Origin of the sequence: Enterobacter sp. Cy-643, assembly GCF_011752815.1 — a bacterium.
Lineage (GTDB): Bacteria > Pseudomonadota > Gammaproteobacteria > Enterobacterales > Enterobacteriaceae > Cedecea.
Genome location: NZ_VWWV01000002.1, coordinates 353,827 through 372,214, shown reverse-complemented (window position 1 = coordinate 372,214; position 18,388 = coordinate 353,827). Strand labels below are relative to the sequence as shown.

Annotated in this window: 15 protein-coding genes; 4 read left to right on the top strand and 11 right to left on the bottom strand. The window is 54.9% G+C overall.

Annotated features, from left to right (window positions below; translation table 11 throughout):
• Positions 1 to 17: 17 nt before the first annotated feature.
• The gene (locus F3J29_RS10085; RefSeq protein WP_166865824.1) at positions 18 to 665 is read left to right on the top strand and encodes an MBL fold metallo-hydrolase; all 648 of its coding nucleotides are present in this window, start codon (positions 18 to 20) and stop codon (positions 663 to 665) included.
• Between the two features lie 56 nt (positions 666 to 721).
• Here the strand turns inward: F3J29_RS10085 and F3J29_RS10080 are convergent, their stop codons facing one another.
• The 5 genes from F3J29_RS10080 to F3J29_RS10060 all read right to left on the bottom strand — a co-directional run bounded on the left by F3J29_RS10080 (position 722) and on the right by F3J29_RS10060 (position 8,066).
• Positions 722 to 1,912, bottom strand: a complete 1,191-nt coding sequence (locus F3J29_RS10080) for an amino acid aminotransferase (protein ID WP_166865822.1) — start codon at positions 1,910 to 1,912, stop codon at positions 722 to 724.
• A gap of 185 nt (positions 1,913 to 2,097) precedes the next feature.
• The gene (ompF, locus tag F3J29_RS10075; protein WP_286175267.1) at positions 2,098 to 3,180 is read right to left on the bottom strand and encodes a porin OmpF; all 1,083 of its coding nucleotides are present in this window, start codon (positions 3,178 to 3,180) and stop codon (positions 2,098 to 2,100) included.
• A gap of 597 nt (positions 3,181 to 3,777) precedes the next feature.
• Entirely contained in the window at positions 3,778 to 5,178 is a 1,401-nt protein-coding gene (gene asnS / locus F3J29_RS10070) for an asparagine--tRNA ligase (protein WP_166865820.1), read from the bottom strand.
• Between the two features lie 177 nt (positions 5,179 to 5,355).
• Positions 5,356 to 6,558: a nicotinate phosphoribosyltransferase gene (gene pncB, locus F3J29_RS10065; protein ID WP_166865818.1), complete on the bottom strand. Its 1,203-nt coding sequence runs from the start codon at positions 6,556 to 6,558 to the stop codon at positions 5,356 to 5,358.
• A gap of 263 nt (positions 6,559 to 6,821) precedes the next feature.
• The gene (locus F3J29_RS10060) at positions 6,822 to 8,066 is read right to left on the bottom strand and encodes an ankyrin repeat domain-containing protein (RefSeq protein ID WP_166865816.1); all 1,245 of its coding nucleotides are present in this window, start codon (positions 8,064 to 8,066) and stop codon (positions 6,822 to 6,824) included.
• A gap of 215 nt (positions 8,067 to 8,281) precedes the next feature.
• On the opposite strand from F3J29_RS10060, the gene pepN reads away from it, so the two are divergent.
• A complete protein-coding gene (gene pepN, locus F3J29_RS10055) occupies positions 8,282 to 10,894 on the top strand; it encodes an aminopeptidase N (RefSeq protein ID WP_166865814.1) in 2,613 nt (870 codons plus the stop codon).
• Positions 10,895 to 10,985: 91 nt separating this feature from the next.
• Here the strand turns inward: pepN and ssuB are convergent, their stop codons facing one another.
• The 5 genes from ssuB to ssuE are packed head-to-tail and all read right to left on the bottom strand — an operon-like array spanning position 10,986 to position 15,241.
• Entirely contained in the window at positions 10,986 to 11,756 is a 771-nt protein-coding gene (gene ssuB, locus F3J29_RS10050) for an aliphatic sulfonates ABC transporter ATP-binding protein (RefSeq protein WP_166865812.1), read from the bottom strand.
• Positions 11,753 to 12,544 carry an aliphatic sulfonate ABC transporter permease SsuC gene (ssuC, locus tag F3J29_RS10045; RefSeq protein ID WP_166865810.1) on the bottom strand — a complete coding sequence of 264 codons (792 nt, stop codon included), beginning with the start codon at positions 12,542 to 12,544 and terminating at the stop codon, positions 11,753 to 11,755. The genes ssuB and ssuC overlap by 4 nt, the downstream gene beginning before the upstream one ends.
• A gap of 9 nt (positions 12,545 to 12,553) precedes the next feature.
• The gene (gene ssuD, locus F3J29_RS10040; protein WP_166865808.1) at positions 12,554 to 13,699 is read right to left on the bottom strand and encodes an FMNH2-dependent alkanesulfonate monooxygenase; all 1,146 of its coding nucleotides are present in this window, start codon (positions 13,697 to 13,699) and stop codon (positions 12,554 to 12,556) included.
• Positions 13,696 to 14,673: a sulfonate ABC transporter substrate-binding protein gene (locus F3J29_RS10035; protein ID WP_166865806.1), complete on the bottom strand. Its 978-nt coding sequence runs from the start codon at positions 14,671 to 14,673 to the stop codon at positions 13,696 to 13,698. The genes ssuD and F3J29_RS10035 overlap by 4 nt, the downstream gene beginning before the upstream one ends.
• On the bottom strand, positions 14,666 to 15,241 hold the full coding sequence (gene ssuE, locus F3J29_RS10030; RefSeq protein ID WP_166865804.1) for an NADPH-dependent FMN reductase: 576 nt from the start codon (positions 15,239 to 15,241) through the stop codon (positions 14,666 to 14,668). The genes F3J29_RS10035 and ssuE overlap by 8 nt, the downstream gene beginning before the upstream one ends.
• A 247-nt stretch (positions 15,242 to 15,488) precedes the next feature.
• On the opposite strand from ssuE, the gene pyrD reads away from it, so the two are divergent.
• On the top strand, positions 15,489 to 16,499 hold the full coding sequence (pyrD, locus tag F3J29_RS10025) for a quinone-dependent dihydroorotate dehydrogenase (RefSeq protein ID WP_039291554.1): 1,011 nt from the start codon (positions 15,489 to 15,491) through the stop codon (positions 16,497 to 16,499).
• A 153-nt stretch (positions 16,500 to 16,652) separates the two neighbouring features.
• Positions 16,653 to 17,195, top strand: coding sequence for a cell division protein ZapC (locus F3J29_RS10020; protein ID WP_166865802.1), 543 nt, complete (start codon positions 16,653 to 16,655; stop codon positions 17,193 to 17,195).
• Here F3J29_RS10020 and F3J29_RS10015 read toward each other — a convergent pair.
• Positions 17,192 to 18,307, bottom strand: a complete 1,116-nt coding sequence (locus tag F3J29_RS10015) for a YcbX family protein (protein ID WP_166865801.1) — start codon at positions 18,305 to 18,307, stop codon at positions 17,192 to 17,194. The two genes, F3J29_RS10020 and F3J29_RS10015, sit on opposite strands and share 4 nt — an antisense overlap.
• Between the last annotated feature and the right edge of the window lie 81 nt (positions 18,308 to 18,388).

Below are 18,388 nucleotides of genomic sequence, written 5' to 3'. Positions count from 1 at the left end.
GTCGGTAATGGAGCAGCATGAACTATCACATTATTCCGGTTACGGCTTTTGCCCAGAACTGTTCTCTTATTTGGTGCGAGGAAACGCAGCAGGCGGCGCTGGTCGATCCCGGCGGCGATGCGGCGCGCATTAAGCAAGAAGTGGCACAGAAAGGCGTGCAGATTAGCCAAATCCTGTTGACGCATGGTCATCTCGATCACGTCGGCGCGGCGGCTGAGCTGGCGACACACTACGGCGTGCCCGTTGTGGGACCGGAAAAAGAAGATGAGTTCTGGCTGCAGGGACTGCCGCAGCAAAGCCGGATGTTTGGCCTCGACGAGTGCCAGCCTTTGACGCCGGACCGCTGGTTGAACGAAGGGGAGCGTGTTTCCGTAGGGAATGTAACTTTACAGGTGTTGCATTGTCCGGGGCATACGCCTGGCCATATCGTTTTCTTCGATGCCGACTCTCGGTTACTGGTTTCTGGCGATGTGATCTTCAAAGGCGGAGTGGGGCGCAGCGATTTTCCACGCGGTGACCACGCGGCGTTGATTGATTCTATCAAGCGTAAGCTGCTGCCGCTGGGGGATGATGTGACCTTTATTCCCGGCCACGGCCCAATGTCTACGCTGGGTTACGAACGCCTGCATAATCCGTTTTTGCAGGATGAGCAGCCGGTCTGGTAAGACGGATTTCCAATAAAAAAGAGCCGCTAAAGCGGCTCTTTTGCTATGCGTGGCTATTACAGCACGGCAACGATAGCTTCGCACAGCGGCGCCATGTTATCCGGCGTCATGCCCGCCACGTTAACGCGGCCAGATGCGACGGCATAAACGCCGAACTCTTCACGCAGGCGCAGAACCTGTTCTTTGGTCAGGCCGCTGAACGAGAACATCCCGTTCTGGTTAATGATGAAGCTGAAGTCGCGGTTGGCGCCTTTCTCCTGCAGGGTATTCACAAACAGCTGACGCATGCGGTGAATGCGCTGGCGCATATCGGTCAGCTCTTGTTCCCACATGGTACGCAGCGCGTCGTTGCTCAGAATCGTCGCCACAACGGAGGCACCGTGTGCAGGTGGGTTGGAGTAGTTGGCGCGAATAACCGATTTTACCTGGCTGAATGAACGGTCAGCGGTATCGGCATCGGCGGCAACCAGCGTGAAAGCGCCCACGCGTTCGTTGTACAAACCGAAGTTCTTGGAGTAGGAGCTGGCCACCAGCAGTTCTTTATGGCCGGCCGCGAAAAGACGCAGGCCTTCGGCATCTTCTTCCAGACCACGAGCAAAGCCCTGGTAAGCAAAGTCAAACAGCGGCAGCCAGCCTTTGGCCAGCGACATCTCTGCCAGCGTTTTCCACTGATCGGCGGTAGGATCGATCCCGGTTGGGTTATGGCAGCAGCCGTGGAACAGCACTACATCGCCGGCTTCCGCCGCCTGCAGGCTGGCCACCAGGCCATCAAAGTCCAGGCTGTGATTTTCCGCATCATAGTAGGCGTACTCTTTCACTTCCAGGCCCGCGGCGTTAAACACGCTTTTATGGTTAGGCCAGCTTGGGTTACTTACCCAGACACGTTTGGCGGAGGTGTTTTTCGCCAGGAAATCAGCGGCAACGCGTAGCGCGCCGGTGCCGCCTGGCGTTTGTGCGGTGCGGGCGCGTTTGTCGGCGATAAGCGCATTGCTTTTACCGAACAGCAATTCTTGCGTGCAGCGGCCAAACTCTGGAATACCATCAATGCCCAGATAGTTTTTGGTGGTCTCATTTTCCAGCAGATAAAGCTCAGCTTTCTTCACGCTGGTCAGGACTGGGGTTTTACCGGTCTCATCCTTATAGACCCCGATGCCGAGGTTAATTTTGGTTGGACGGTCGTCGGCGCGAAACAGGTCAGCCAGACCAAGAATAGGATCGGCAGGGGCAGCGGTAATGTTCTCAAACATGACGGGTTCCATTAGTGATATCGGGGGAAATCGCTTTCAGGTTAACTGCTGTTTTACGAATTGCCAACCGTTTGCGACAAAAAGAGGCGGTTAGCGATAACATCGGGTTTATTCTACTTTTTTGCCATAAAAAAACAGGGCCGAAGCCCTGTTTTTAAACATTTCAGACAAACAAGTGGCTGAAATTAGAACTGGTAAACGATACCAACCGCAACGGTGTCGTCTGCGCCAACGCCCAGCTTGTTGTTTTTGTCGATCTGGTTGATCTGGTAGTCAACGTAGGTAGACATGTTTTTGTTGAAGTAGTAGGTCGCGCCGATATCAATGTAGTTGATGTAGTCTTCGCTGCCGATACCTTCAACATCTTTCGCTTTAGATTTGTAGTAAGCGATGGATGGACGCAGGCCGAAATCGAACTGGTACTGTGCCACAACGGAGAAGTCCTGAGTTTTGTTCAGGAAGCCATCTTGTTTGTTGATGGTGATGCGAGTTGCGTTACGGCTTTCACCGTACAGAGCTGCCAGGTAGATGTTGTTCGCGTCATATTTCAGACCGGTAGCCCACTGCTCAGCTTTAGCACCGTGACCGTAAGTCAGAGTCTGCTGAGTGTTGGTGCGGTCTGCCGCGCCGTATGCACCTACGATGCCGAAGCCATCAACGGTGTAGCTTGCGGAGCTCGCCCAGCCGTCGCCGTTAGAGCGGGTTGGGTTACCATCACGATCGTTTTTACCCAGGTACTGAACGCCGAAGTCCAGACCGTCAACCAGGCCGAAGAAGCTGTGGTTACGGTAAGTGGCCAGGCCGCCGTTACGACCGGAGAAGAAGTTGTCGCTGTTGCCGGTATCGCCACCGAACTCTGGCAGCATATCGGTCACGCCGATTGCATCATAAACCAGACCGTAGTTACGGCCGTAGTCGAAGGAACCTGCGTCACCGAATTTCAGACCCGCGAAGGCCAGACGGGTTTTGTTCCCTTTCTGAGCATCAGCACCTTCAGAGTTGTTACCCTGGAAGTTGTATTCCCACTGGCCGTAACCGGTCAGTTGGCTGTTAATCTGAGTTTCGCCTTTGAAGCCAAGACGGGCGTAAGTTTTGTCGCCGTTACCCTGAGCGTTAACACCGTTGTCTTTAGCAAAATAGTGCAGACCTACCGCTTTGCCGTACAGGTCTACTTTGTTGCCGTCTTTGTTGTAGATTTCTGCAGCGTTAGCTGCACCGGCTACCAGCAGAGCAGGGATAACCACTGCCAGAATATTGCGCTTCATCATTATTTATTACCCTCATTGTGGTTTTTATGGACACCTGCCACTGCCGTCAATAATTCTTTACGGAACTATTGATGATAGTTTGGTGTCTTTCTGTATCTGTCAGGCATCTTTCCATCCATGAAACCGTTTCGCTAGCCTGAAAGTGCTACAAATGCGCACATTGAGTTTCAAAAAGAAAATATGTGTAACTAAATATTAATTTTAGGGAACTTTGTGAACCATTTCAAATTTCATTCTTAGCGCAACAAAAATGCTTCGCTTGTTAACATATATATATGAATTACTTATGTTTAATCCGCATAAGCTCAGTGAATGGGTATTTCTTGTTCACAATTGTTCATTTTTTGACTTGTTTTTAGATGTCCAGATGTCTGTGTGAAAAGTGAACGATTGTGCTATGCCCAGCACTGATTTGAAATGCGAGCAAACTTAAGCGCAATTTTTGTTAAAGAGTGTGAGGTAGAAACAGTTGGTAACGGGGTAGTTGGGAATGGAGGTTGAAATTGACGTTTGCTTAATGAACGCTGAAGAAAATAGACCTTTTATTGTCAAATGTAAAAAAGGCCAGCGAAAAGCTGGCCTTTGGTTTTTGCTGGCTTAGAAGCTGGCGTTACGTGGGGTACGTGGGAACGGAATCACGTCGCGCACGTTCTGAACGCCGGTAACATAGGCTATCAGACGCTCAAAGCCCAGGCCGAAACCTGAATGCGGCACGGTGCCATAGCGACGCAGGTCGCGGTACCACCAGTAATCTTCTTTATTCAGGCCCATTTCAGCCATGCGCGCGTCCAGCACATCCAGACGCTCTTCACGCTGGGAGCCACCGATGATTTCACCGATGCCTGGCGCCAGGACGTCCATCGCGGCAACGGTCTTACCGTCTTCGTTAAGGCGCATATAGAAGGCTTTAATGTCTTTCGGGTAGTTTTTCACCACCACCGGTGCCTTGAAGTGCTGCTCGGCCAGGTAACGCTCGTGCTCGGAGGAGAGATCGACGCCCCAGTAAACCGGGTTTTCGAACTTATGCCCACAGTTCAGCAAGATGTCGACCGCATCGGTGTAGTTAACCTGGGCGAAATCTGCGGAGATGAAACGTTCGAGGCGCTCGATGGCCTCTTTGTCCACGCGCTCGGCAAAGAACTTCATGTCGTCCATGCGTTCTTTCAGGACGGCCTTAAAGACGTACTTGAGCATTGCTTCGGCCAGACCGGCAACGTCGTCCAGATCGGCAAAGGCGACTTCCGGCTCCAGCATCCAGAACTCAGCCAGGTGGCGGCTGGTGTTGGAGTTCTCCGCGCGGAAAGTCGGGCCGAAGGTATAAACCTTGGACAGCGCGCTCGCGTAGGTTTCGCCGTTCAGCTGGCCGGAAACGGTCAGGAAGGCTTCTTTCCCGAAGAAGTCTTTATCAAAATCGACTTTGCCTTCTGCGGTGCGAGGCAGGTTTTCCAGATCCAGCGTTGAGACGCGGAACATCTCACCGGCGCCTTCGGTATCCGAAGCGGTGATCAGCGGAGTTGATACCCAGAAATAACCATTTTCATGGAAGAAGCGATGCAGCGCCTGCGCCAGCGTGTGGCGAACGCGAGCCACGGCACCAATCATGTTGGTACGCGGGCGCAGGTGAGCCACTTCGCGCAGGTATTCAATACTGTGGCGTTTGGCCGCCATTGGGTAGGTATCCGGATCGTCAACCCAGCCAGTCACTTCCACTTTGGTCGCCTGAAGTTCGAAAGCCTGGCCCTGGCCCTGAGACTCGACCACCACGCCGGTAACAATCACGGAGCAGCCGGTGGTCAGGCGCAGCACGTCTTCATTGTAATTGGGCAGAGAATTATTAATGACGGCCTGTACAGGATCAAAGCAGGAACCGTCATAGACGGCGAGGAAGGAGATACCAGCTTTTGAATCTCTTCGAGTACGTACCCATCCGCGCACGGTGACTTCGCTGTCAACGGCGGCACGGCCCTGGAGTACGTCGGCTACAGGCACAACGCTCATAGTTTTCTCTCTATTAAATGGTCAATGACAAAAAAAATAGTAACCCACAGATGGGGGTTATCTATGTTACCTGTCGCGCGCCATCAGACAAGCAGAATTCGCGTTACTCATGAAGAAATAAAGGAAAGAGAGAAGGGCGGTGAATAGCGAAGCTGCTATTCACCGATAATCGCTGAATCAGCTGGCTTTTTTAACCAGCGGAAGGTCAAAGGCTTTGCGCAGTGCCCGAACAAAGGCTTTGTCGTGACAGATGGTTTTTCCCGGGCTATCCGAGAGTTTAGCCACCGGCTTGCCGTTACACTCCACGAGCTTAATTACGATGTTCAGCGGCTTAACCTGCGGAATGTCGCAGGTCAGGCGAGTGCCGATACCAAAGCTGAGGTTAACCCGGGATGAGAAGCGGCGATACAGCTCCACGGCTTTGTTTAAATCCAGATTGTCGGAAAACACCAACACTTTGCTTAACGGATCGATGCCCAGCTTTTGGTAGTGGGCAATGGCTTTTTCTCCCCACTCTACCGGGTCACCTGAATCATGGCGCAGCCCCTGATAGCGTGTGGCGAACTCTTTGCCGAAATCACGCAGGAAAGCATCCATGGTGATGCAGTCAGTCAGGGCTATTCCTAGCCGATCGGGATATTCGTCCAGCCACGCCTGCAGCGCCGCGCGCTGGCTGTTCGCCAGGTCCGGGCTTATCTGCTGATGCGCCTGGAACCACTCGTGGGCCTGGGTGCCCATTGGCGTAAGATCGAGGCGGCGAGCGAGATCGTAGTTGCTGGTGCCGATAAACCACGGCTCCTGCTTGAGGCGCTCAACAATGGCCTGCTGCACTTCCCGAGAGAAACGGCGGCGGGTGCCGAAGTCCATCAGGCGGAAATGGGAAAGATCCAGCCCTGCTGTCAGTGCGTTAAATTCCTGCAGCTTACTCTCAAGGTGATCCAGCGCCATTTTTGGCGTCACGCCGGGAGCACGATGCTGGTGAACAACTTCACTGATTACCGCCAGCAGGGGGACTTCCCACATGATGACTTCCCGCCAGGGGCCGCTGAGACGGATATCTAAGTGACCATGATTATTGGTCACCTGAACCTGAGAGGGGTCATAGCGGAAGTCACGCAGCCAGTCGAGGTAATCGGCTTTGAAAAAGGGCAGGCTTTTTAGCCAGTGAAATTCTTCGTCGCTGAGGCGCAGGTGCTGCATAGCCGCGACCTGCTCACGAATAGCCTCGGCATGAATGCCCAGCAGATCGTCGCCGCGGCAGCGGAATTCCGCTGCGACATTTACGTCGTAATAGCGGTGATAAACCGCTTGCTGCATATGAAGCTTGTAGGCGTCAGTATCCAGAAGCGTTTGCAAAATCGGGGAAGCGTGTCGTGTCATGGCGCGTTTCAGCATCCTCTCACAGGAGCGTTTCCATCAGTCCGGGCAAATTAAGACGCGGGAGTATACCCTGATTATCTGTTTATTGAAGCAGGATCACAACAATAGAGGGGTAGCCTCTGGAGCGGTTTATGGCGTGTTTAACGCGATAATACATTTCAATACATTGAATTAAATGGTGTTTAGAGTACTAAACAAAACGTGCGACATCCTTTTTTCAGTGAAATCAATGGCGGCGAATGGCCGCCGATGTGTACGGGCAACTAACGAATGCGAAGACTGCCGTTCTCCGCTTTTTCACGCAGGGTGTGATTCAGCGATTGAAGTTGTTCGAGCGTCATTCTGCCCATATCCGCTGTGCCTGATCCCAGCAGCGCGTGACTAAATCTGGCGAGCGCCGACGCATCCAGATAAAGCGCCTTCAGCCCGTGCTGTTTTTTTTCATTCGGGGTTGGGTTGATACGAATCAGCGCGTCTTTCGGTAACGCGACGCTTTGTACCTTACAGGCAAGCGTCAGCGTGGCAAGATCGGCCAGGGATTTCACTTCAATTTCTTTGAGCTTGCCGCCGTTCGCGGTCCCGCTCAGGGGATGGTTTTCTGCCTGGTAGTTAAACATCGAGGCGGTGTTGCTCAACGAATTATGGATGGTATGGGTTTTCAGGTTATTCACTTTACTGAAGCCAAACACCAGCGGCAGGGTTTGCCCGTCATTGAGCAGATTCAGGAACGGCAATTTCCCGCCCACCATCTCGTTTTCAATGCGCTGAAAGGCGTTACCGATCAGTTTCCGCGTTTGCTCCCCGGAAGGCGGGTGGCTGTTATCCACGAATTTGATATGAGCCGGCACGCCGGTTTGCTGCAGGATTTGCTCCGGCGTTTCCTTTTTTAGGCGATAGCCGCTATTCGACAACAGACGAACCAGGCTGTCATATACCGCCTCTTCCAGATTATTGCTGCTTTTTAGCGTCAGCGTTGAGGCCGGGAAATGGCCGGCAGAAGCAGCATGATTGATGGCTTTGCTCAGTACATACAGGTTCGAGCGCGTCTCCACCGTGGTAGGCTTAATGCCCAGTCCCTTTGCGTACACGCGCGGTTTCTGGCGAAGATTCTCACGCGTTTCAAGTTTGTTGCTCGATTCCCGCGTCCGGTCGGAGAAAAATACTTTCCCCTCAAGCGACTGTGAACCGCCTTTAGGATCGTTCACGCCGCCTTTCAGCGCGCCGCTGCGCAATATTTCAAAGCCCCACGGAGAGCCGTGAAACGCTTCCGGTTTGATATAGCCCGGCGGTGCACTGGGATTCAGCGAAGCCAAAAGGCTGTGGTAAAGCCGAGCCCGCGTGGTGCCGTCAATATCACGACGATTAGCCAGCGCATCCAGCGGCGAGTTTCCGTGCTGGTCCAGAGCGACGGGTTTGTAGCCCTGCTGCCTTAGTTTTTGAATAGTAGCAATATCGTTTTGGGCAACGGCCTGGTGAAAAGCCATGGGGCCGGAAGGGGGGATGCGCATATTAAGTTCTCTCAGCAGGAAGGGGCTGTCTTGAGTGGCGGAGTAAAAGGAAGAGTTCCATGCCAGAAGGCGCAGGAGAGAAAAGCGTAATACCGCATAAAGCGGTAAAAAATTTGGGCTATGGGCCGCCAAAGATGAAGATTCTGCGTAGCAACATTCCGGCAACAGGAATAGACTGAAGTTCGTTATCTTACGGACGATGTATAAGGTTTTTTATGACACAACAGCCACAAGCCAAATATCGCCACGACTATCGCGCGGCGGATTATACGATAACCGATATCGATTTGACCTTTGACCTTGATGCCACGAAAACTCAGGTCACCGCAGTCAGCAAAATTGTCCGTCAGGGCGAAGCGGGCGCTCCGCTGCATCTTGATGGGGAAGACCTCACGCTGGTCTCTGTTGCCGTAAACGGTAGCGCCTGGCCGCACTATCGCCAGGAAGATGGCGCGCTCATTCTGGAGCAGGTTCCTGACGCCTTCACGCTGACGATTGTGAACGAAATCAGTCCGGCAACCAACACCGCGCTTGAAGGGCTGTATCAATCCGGGGAAGCGTTATGCACTCAATGTGAAGCAGAAGGCTTCCACCACATCACCTGGTATCTGGACCGCCCGGACGTGCTGGCGCGCTTCACGACCAAAGTTATCGCCGACAAAAACAAATACCCGTATTTGCTGGCAAACGGCAACCGCATTGCCGAAGGCGAGCTGGAAAACGGCCGCCACTGGGTGCAGTGGCAGGATCCGTTCCCAAAACCTTGCTACCTGTTTGCGCTGGTGGCGGGTGATTTCGACGTCCTGCGCGACAGCTTCAAAACCCGTTCCGGCCGTGACGTGGCGCTGGAGCTGTTTGTTGACCGCGGGAACCTGGATCGCGCTGACTGGGCGATGACCTCGCTGAAGGCGTCCATGAAGTGGGATGAAACCCGCTTCGGCCTGGAGTATGACCTCGACATCTATATGATCGTCGCCGTCGACTTCTTCAATATGGGCGCGATGGAAAACAAAGGGCTGAATATCTTCAACTCGAAGTATGTCCTGGCCCGCGCTGAAACCGCGACTGACAAAGATTACCTGGACATTGAACGCGTCATCGGCCACGAATATTTCCACAACTGGACCGGCAACCGCGTCACCTGCCGCGACTGGTTCCAGCTGAGCCTGAAAGAGGGCTTAACCGTCTTCCGTGACCAGGAGTTTAGCTCTGACCTGGGTTCTCGTGCGGTAAACCGTATTCAGAACGTGCGCACTATGCGTGCGATGCAGTTCGCCGAAGACGCAAGCCCGATGGCGCACCCGATCCGCCCGGACAAAGTTATCGAAATGAATAACTTCTATACCCTGACGGTGTATGAGAAGGGCTCAGAAGTGATTCGTATGCTGCATACGCTGCTGGGCGAAGAAAACTTCCAGAAGGGCATGCAGCTTTACTTTGAACGCCATGACGGCAGCGCAGCAACCTGTGATGACTTCGTGCAGGCGATGGAAGATGCGTCCAACGTTGATTTGTCTCATTTCCGCCGCTGGTACAGCCAGGCCGGGACGCCGGTTGTCACCGTGCGTGACGACTACAACCCGGAGACCGAGCACTACACGCTGACCATTAGCCAGATGACGCCGCCTACCGCTGAACAGCAGGAAAAACACCCGCTGCATATCCCGTTTGATATCGAGCTTTACGATAACGAAGGGAAGGTGATTCCGCTGCAGAAGGACGGTCACCCGGTGCACCACGTGCTGAACGTGACCCAGGGCGAACAGACCTTTGTCTTCGACAATGTCTACTTCCAGCCGGTGCCGTCTTTGCTGCGCGAATTCTCTGCGCCGGTGAAGCTCGAGTACAAATGGAGCGACCAGCAGCTGACGTTCCTGATGCGCCACGCGCGGAACGACTTCTCCCGTTGGGATGCAGCGCAGAGCCTGCTGGCAAACTACATCAAGATTAACGTGAACCGCAGCCAGCAAGGGCAGCCGCTTTCTCTGCCGCTGCACGTGGCTGACGCATTCCGCGCCATTCTGCTGGATGAGAAGATCGATCCGGCGCTCGCCGCGGAGATCCTGACGCTGCCTTCGCAGAATGAAATCGCCGAGCTGTTCCAGACCATCGATCCTATCGCCATTGCTGAAGTTCACGGGGCGCTGACCCGCACTCTCGCAGCAGAGCTGGCCGACGAGTTCCTGGCTATTTATAACGCCAATAAGCTCGACAGCTATCGCGTGGATCACGGTGATATCGGCAAGCGCGCGCTGCGCAACACTTGCCTGCGCTATCTGGCGTTTGGTGACGTTGAACTTGCTGAGCAACTGGTTCGCGAGCAGTATCAGCAGGCGGACAACATGACCGATTCTATCGCCGCGCTGTCCGCCGCGGTGGCTGCGCAGCTGCCATGCCGCGAAGCGCTGCTGGCTGAGTACGACGAGAAATGGCACAAGGATGGCCTGGTCATGGACAAGTGGTTTGTGCTGCAGGCGACCAGCCCGGCAAGCAACACGCTGGCGAAGGTTCGCGAGCTGCTGAACCACCGTTCTTTCAGCCTGGGCAACCCGAACCGCGTACGTTCTCTGATTGGCGCGTTTGCTTCAGCCAACCCGGCCGCGTTCCACGCCAAAGACGGCAGCGGTTACCATTTTATGGTAGAAATGTTGACCGAGCTGAACAGCCGCAACCCGCAAATTGCCTCTCGTCTGGTAGAGCCGCTGATTCGCCTGAAGCGTTATGACGCAGAACGCCAGGCTAAGATGCGCGCCGCGCTGGAGCAGTTGAAAGGGCTGGAAAACCTGTCCGGGGATCTGTTCGAGAAGATAGCCAAAGCGCTGGCATAATCTTTGCCCCTCGCCTTGACTCTTCCCCAGTTGCGAAGGGGGCATAACGTTTGCCCCCTCCCAGGGACAGGGCCGGGGTGAGGGGATAAAATCAGCCGGTGCGCACCGCGCGCGCCGGCTCCTCTGAACCTCGTTTCATCACTCTGGCAAGCACCTCAGCTTCCAGTTCGGCCAGCTTCACCGAGCCCAGGCGGCGCGGGCGCGGTAAATCAACCGTCAGATCCAGGCCAATTTTCCCTTCTTCTATAAGCAACACGCGATCGGCCATGGCGACGGCTTCGCTGACATCATGAGTGACCAGAAGCACGGTAAAGCCATGTTCCTGCCACAAAGAAACAATCAGCTCCTGCATCTCAATACGCGTCAGGGCATCCAGCGCGCCCAGCGGTTCGTCGAGTAACAGCAGGCGTGGGCGATGAATGAGTGCCCTCGCCAGCGCCACACGCTGCTTTTGCCCGCCGGAAAGTGCCGCTGGCCACTCATTGGCCCGATTTTCAAGCCCAACGGCGGTGAGCGCCTGAAGAGCCGCGTCTCGCCAGTTATTTTTCAGCCCGAGGCCGACGTTATCTATCACCGTTTTCCACGGTAGCAGCCTGTCGTCCTGAAACATCAGCCGCGTATCATCCTGGCTGTCCCGCAGCGGTGCACTGCCTGCGAATAGCGCGCCGTGATTGGGCGTTTCCAGCCCGGCAAGCAGGCGCAGTAGGGTACTTTTGCCGCCGCCGCTGCGGCCGACCACCGCCACGAACTGCCCGGCGGGGATACGCAGCTCAAGCTGATTGAGAATGCTTTTATCGCCGTAGCGTTTGCTGACGCCATTGAGCCACAGCGGCGTGCCCTGGTTCAGACGAGCAGTTGTCATACCGTCTCCTCCTTTAATTGATAAGCCGGATGCCAGCGTAACCAGACGCGTTCCAGCAGGCGGGCGCTGACATCGGCGAGTTTGCCCAACAGCGCATACAGCACGATGGCCACCACCACCACGTCGGTTTGCAGGAACTCCCTGGCATTCATCGCCAGGTAGCCAATCCCTGAATTTGCCGAAATGGTCTCGGCGACAATAAGCGTCAGCCACATCAGGCCTAAGGCAAAACGTACGCCGACCATAATGGACGGCAGCGCCCCCGGCAGAATGACGTGCATGAACAGGCTCAAGCCGGAGAGTCCGTAGCTGCGCGCCATTTCCAGCAGACCACGATCGATATTGCGGATGCCGTGCCAGGTATTGATGTAAATCGGGAACAGCGTGCCGAGCGCCACCAGAAAGATCTTGGCCGTTTCGTCGATACCAAACCACAGGATCACTAATGGGATCAGCGCCAGGTGCGGAACGTTGCGCAGCATCTGAATAGAGCTGTCCAGCAGGCGTTCGCCCCATCGCGACAGGCCGCTAATCAGGCCTAAGATCAGGCCCAATGATCCGCCGATGCTGAAACCAATCACGGCACGCCAGGAGCTGATAGCCAGATGCTGCCAGAGTTCACCGCTGGCTGAGAGGCTCCAGAAAGCCAGCACGACGCCCTCGGGAGAGGGCAAAATACGGGTGGAAAGCCAGCCCGTAGACGAAGCTAATTGCCAAAGAAGGACGATAGCCACCGGCAGCGCCCAGGGCGCCAGGCGCAGCAAGACTTTGTGTACGGACGCTTGCATGGTGCCTCCCTAGCTTTGCGCCACTTTACGCGGGATAAAATCATTGGCGACAACTTCGCCTTTCTCCTGAACCTGTCGTGGCTGAGGAATTTCTGGGATCGCGACATCAAGGTGAGGGAACAGCAGTTCGCCTGCCCGGTAAGCTTCTTCCAGGTGTGGATAGCCGGAAAGAATAAAGCTGTCGATGCCCAGGTCGGCGTACTCGTTTATGCGGGCTGCGACGGTTGGCCCATCGCCCACCAGCGCGGTACCGGCCCCGCCGCGAACCAGCCCGACACCGGCCCAAAGATTAGGGCTGATTTCCAGCTTGTCTCGCTTGCCGCCGTGCAGGGCGGCCATACGCTGCTGCCCAACGGAGTCGCTGCGGGCAAAGGCGGCCTGTGCTTTGGCGATGGTGATGTCATCGAGGTGAGAAATAAGTCGGTTTGCCGCCTGCCACGCTTCTTCGGTGGTTTCCCGCACGATAACGTGCAGGCGAATACCAAAGCGAACCCGCCGCCCCCGCGCTTCAGCTTTCGCCCGAACCTGCTCGATCTTTTCTTTTACCAGATGCGGAGGTTCGCCCCAGGTCAGGTAGAGGTCGACCTGCTCGGCCGCAAGATCCTGCGCGGCATCGGACGATCCGCCAAAGTAAAGCGGCGGGCGAGGTTGCTGCACGGGGGGGTACAATAGTTTCGCGCCTTTCACCTGGATGTGCTTGCCGTCGTAGTCGACGGTTTCACCTTCCAGCACGCGCCGCCAGATATGGGTAAATTCTGCGGAAGCCTCATAGCGCGCTTCATGGTCCAGAAACACCCCTTCCGCTGCCAGCTCCTCGGCATCGCCCCCGGTCACCAGGTTAAACAATGCTCTCCCGTTGGAAAGGCGGTCCAGCGTAGCGGCCTGGCGAGCGGCAAGAGTAGGGGAGACCACGCTCGGGCGCAGTGCGACCAGGAACTTAAGCCGTTGAGTGACCGGGATCATTGAGGCCGCTACCAGCCAGGCATCCTCGCAGGAACGCCCGGTCGGGATCAGCACGCCGGTGAAGCCGAGGCGGTCGGCGGCCTGGGCTATTTGCTGCAGGTAGCCATAGTCGACCGGACGCGCGCCCGTATCGCTGCCAAGATAGTGCCCATCCCCGTGGGTAGGTAAGAACCAGAACAGATTCAGACTCATGACTTAGCTCCTTGTGTCGCGCCGGCGGGTTGCCAGATGCGGGTTCGGATATCGACTTGTTTTGGAACAAGGCGATTTTCATAAAACAGGTCGGCGGTATTCTGTTGTTTGGCAGCAGTCGCTTCGTTGACCGGCGTAATTTCTGAAGGTGGACGATGGTCAAAGTAAGTGGCAATGACGGCTTCAGGCAGGCCCATCGTTTTGGCGAGAAGCGCTACGCTTGCTGCCCGCTGCGTGCGGGTGAGCGCGTCGGCGTCGCTAAAGGTTTTCAGTACCTGTTGAAGAAACGGGCCGTTCGCTTCCGCATAAGGGCGGGAGGCTAAATAAAACGATCCGGTTTGATTCAGCTCGCTGCCGTCCGTTAAGACGCGAACGCCGCCGTTTAACAGCGCTGCCGAATAGTACGGATCCCAGATAGCCCAGGCATCGACATTCCCCTGCTGAAAGGCAGCGCGTGCATCGGCGGGTGTCAGATAGGCGGGCTGGATATCGGAAAACTTCAGTCCGGCCTGTTGCAGCGCGCGTAGGACCAGATTGTGTGAGCTGGAGCCTTTCTGAAAGGCAATTTTATGTCCTTTTAAATCCGCCACGGTTTTCAATGGACTATTTTCGGGGACCAGAATCACCTCTGCTTTCGGTTTGGGCGGCTCGGCACCTACATACAGCAGATCCGCCCCGGCGGCCTGCGCGAAAATAGGCGGGATATCGCCCGTGCTGCCCAAATCGATGCTGCCGACGTTCAGCGCCTCCAGCATCTGTGGCCCGGCGGGAAACTCAACCCACGAGACTTTGGTGTTCGGGTACTGCTTCTCCAGGAGTTGGTGGCTTTTGGCTAACACCATACTGACGGAGCCTTTTTGGTAACCAATGCGTAGCTGTTCCGGACCGCTGTCCGAGGCATTGCTGTAGGTTGAAAAGGCGATCAGGCCGGCAAAAGCGAGCCACGGAGAGCGGCGTTTGAGCATATTAAACATGGCTCACCCCCCGGGCGTTAAACGGCGAAGGTACCGCAAAGTCACGGCGGTGAAGCGCCTGCCAGAAGGTTTCCAGCGCTTCGTCCAGGCGTTTTTGTAGGTTGGGCGTGAGCTGAGGTTTGTGCTGGTAATCGGCTATCTGGCCGTCGTCGGCAAAAACGCCGTGCAGGATCTCCTGCGCTTTGAGCGCATTCAGGACTGGCTTAAGGGCATAGTCCACGGCGAGCATATGTGCCACGGTACCGCCGGTGGCGAGAGGCAGAACAACCTTCTTCTCTAATGCGCGTTCGGGGAGTAAATCCAGCAGCGTTTTTAGCGCGCCTGAAAATGAGGCTTTGTAGACCGGCGTGGCGATAATCAGTCCATCGGCGGCGCTGAGTTGTTCGGTGAGGGCCAGCAGCGCCGGGCTGTCGAATCTGGCGTAAAGCAGATCTTCAGGCGCGAAGTTCTGTAAGTGCCAGTGATAAACTTCAACATCAAGGGCGCTCAGCTTCTCCCGCGCATACTCCAGCAGCGAGCTGGAGCGGGACGGGTAGCGAGGGCTTCCGGCCAGGGTAATCACACGCATCACGACTCCTTATAACTAATTGTTTGCTTTTATCTGACATTGATAACAATTAGCGTGATACTCGCAGAGATGATTTCCGTGGCTAAGTGATTTTTCCGGGATAGATTTGCGAAAAAGCGCATATTACGCGCCGGGAAAGAAAACGTTTGCTTCTATTCAGGCTTTTTTGCGGCAGGTCAATTCCAATCATCCTCCGGATCGTGAATAATATCGCCCCGGTCTGCACACCGGGAATCCAGGAGAGTTCATGTACTACCCCTTCGTTCGTAAAGCCCTTTTTCAGCTCGATCCAGAGCGCGCGCATGAGTTAACTTTTCAGCAATTACGCTTTGTCACCGGAACGCCGCTTGAGTGGCTGGTGCGTCAGAACGTGCCGTCAAAACCTGTGACCTGCATGGGGTTAACGTTCAAGAATCCGCTGGGCTTAGCCGCGGGTCTGGATAAAAACGGGGAATGCATTGACGCCTTCGGGGCGATGGGCTTTGGCTCCATTGAGATTGGCACCGTGACGCCGCGTCCGCAGCCGGGGAACGACAAACCGCGTATCTTCCGTCTGGTGGAAGCCGAAGGGCTGATTAACCGAATGGGGTTTAATAATCTCGGGGTGGATAACCTGGTCGAAAACGTTAAAAAAGCGCATTTCGACGGCGTGCTTGGGATTAATATTGGCAAGAACAAAGATACTCCCGTTGAACAGGGGAAAGATGATTATCTGATCTGCATGGATAAAATTTATCCATATGCTGGCTATATTGCGATCAATATCTCATCACCGAATACGCCAGGGCTGCGTACTTTGCAATATGGTGAAGCGCTGGACGATCTTTTAAGCGCCATTAAAAATAAGCAACAAGCGCTGCAAGCGATCCACCATAAATATGTTCCCGTGGCGGTGAAGATCGCACCGGATCTTTCTGAAGAAGAATTGATCCAGGTGGCGGACAGTTTAGTTCGCCATAATATTGACGGGGTCATTGCAACCAATACTACTTTAGATCGCAGCCTTGTTCAGGGGATGAAGCACTGCGATGAAACCGGGGGCTTAAGCGGGCGTCCTGTGCAATTAAAAAGCACTGAAATTATTCGCCGCCTGTCTCAGGAATTAAATGGCCGCCTGCCGATTATCGGCGTAGGTGGGATTGATTCCGTCGTTGCCGCTCGCGAGAAGATGGCGGCAGGTGCTTCCCTGGTTCAAATATACTCAGGCTTCATTTTTAAAGGCCCGCCGTTGATTAAAGAAATCGTTACCCATCTCTGATCATTTACGCTTTGTAAACAACCAGGGCTTTATTTTCGGCCCTGGTTGTTTTATATTCCGCTACTGTTGCTTATTTAAACATATTGGTCTTTTATTAATATGGTGAGAATTTGAGTGGCAATTCAGCAGCGGGATAAATGAAGGGTAAGCATTATGCGAATAAAACCAGATGATAACTGGCGTTGGTATTTCGATGAAGAGCACGATCGAATGATGCTCGATTTGGCCAATGGTATGCTTTTCCGTTCGCGCTTTCCTCGTAAAATGCTAACCCCGGATGCTTTTGAAAATTCAGGATTTTGTGTTGATGATGCGGCGCTTTTTTTCTCCTTTGAAGAAAAATGTCGTGATTTAGCGTTGGGGAAAGAACAGCGTGCCGAACTGGTGCTCAACGCCCTGGTGGCGATTCGCTTCCTCAAGCCGCAGATGCCGAAAAGCTGGCATTTTGTCTCCCACGGCGACTGCTGGCAGCCAGAAGTGGGGGAAGGGGCCTGCGTGTGGCTAAGCGAGAATATGCAGCAGGTGAACCTGTTGGTGGTCGAAACCGGCGATAATGCCGCACTTTGCCTGCTTGCTCAGCAGGGGCTCACGTTAGCTGGCCGTACTATGCAGCTTGGGGATGCCATTAAAGTCATGAATGACCGGCTGAAACCGCAGCCTTTAAGCAGCGGCCTCAGTCTCGATCAGGCCGTTTAGCGCGGCGCCACGCTCACATTCCCTGCGGGCACGCAGCTGCAGCATAATATGGTGCCGTCTGCGCCAATCGCGCCTTTCTTCAACGCTTTCACTTCGCCATCCAGCAGCCGAATTCGACAGCTTCCGCATATCCCGGCCCGGCAAGAATAGGGGACGCGGATCCCTTTGTTTTCCAGCTGTTCCAGAAGAATCTGTTGGTTATTGCCCTGGAATGTCGTGCCTTCCCAGTCAATATTGACGCTGCTTTCAGGCTGGCTCTGAGGTTCCAGGCTTTCCACCACTTCGCCTGAGCCATAAACATTCGCCGGCCTGTGGGCCAGCACCTCCAGTTCGTCGCCAACGCGAATAACCCCGCTGTTGCGGGCAATTAAATTCTGACCAAAATCGACTGCGCCGCTATTATCCTGTGCGGTGCGGAAGCCCTGCAGCGTTTTGAGCGGTTCTCCGCTCGGATGTTTCAGGCCGCGCTCCGGGCTAACCGTCGTAAAAATACAGCGGCTGCAGGGTTTAGCCACGTCGAAAGTTACGCCGCCAATGCGCACAACTTTCCAGGTATCCTCCGCCCACGCAGCGGCCCCGGTCACCACAATATTCGGGCGAAACTGGGTCATTTTAACGCTGGCAGGGCAGCGATTTTGCAGGTCGCGCAGCGAAGCTTCATTGGTCAGTAAATAAGGGAAACCGTCGGCAAAAGAGAGCGGCACCTCTTCGTGACGTTTCACCCGGCGGGTGGGCTGCTCGCCAACCCAGCGCAGCTGTACCGGGCGAGAGAAGAACCCGCTCAGCCACTGATTAATTTCATCGGGCGCAATAAGCGCGGTAAAGTGCGTGCCCCAGACTTCGGTGGGCTCCGGCGTTGCGGCGAAGTCAGCAAAGCGAATGCTGGCCGAGCTGCCGTCCGGGGCGGATAAATACAGGCCGTCATGCACGAATGCGGGAGTGAACAGCACCATCTGCGGATGCTGGCGGGCGGTAATAAAGGTGCCATCCAGCTCGGTAATCATAAAGATGCGGTCAAAGGCCAGGCCACTGGGGGCTGCCTGCGCGTGGGAGAGCGCCAGGCCGCGCATAGATTTTACCGGGTGAATAAAGAGTTGAGACAAAGTAATCACGGCGCCCTCCGTGGGAAGTAAATATAAGAGGGCAACTTTATGACATGCGTTGCGGATTAGCTATAATGCGCCACAATTTTC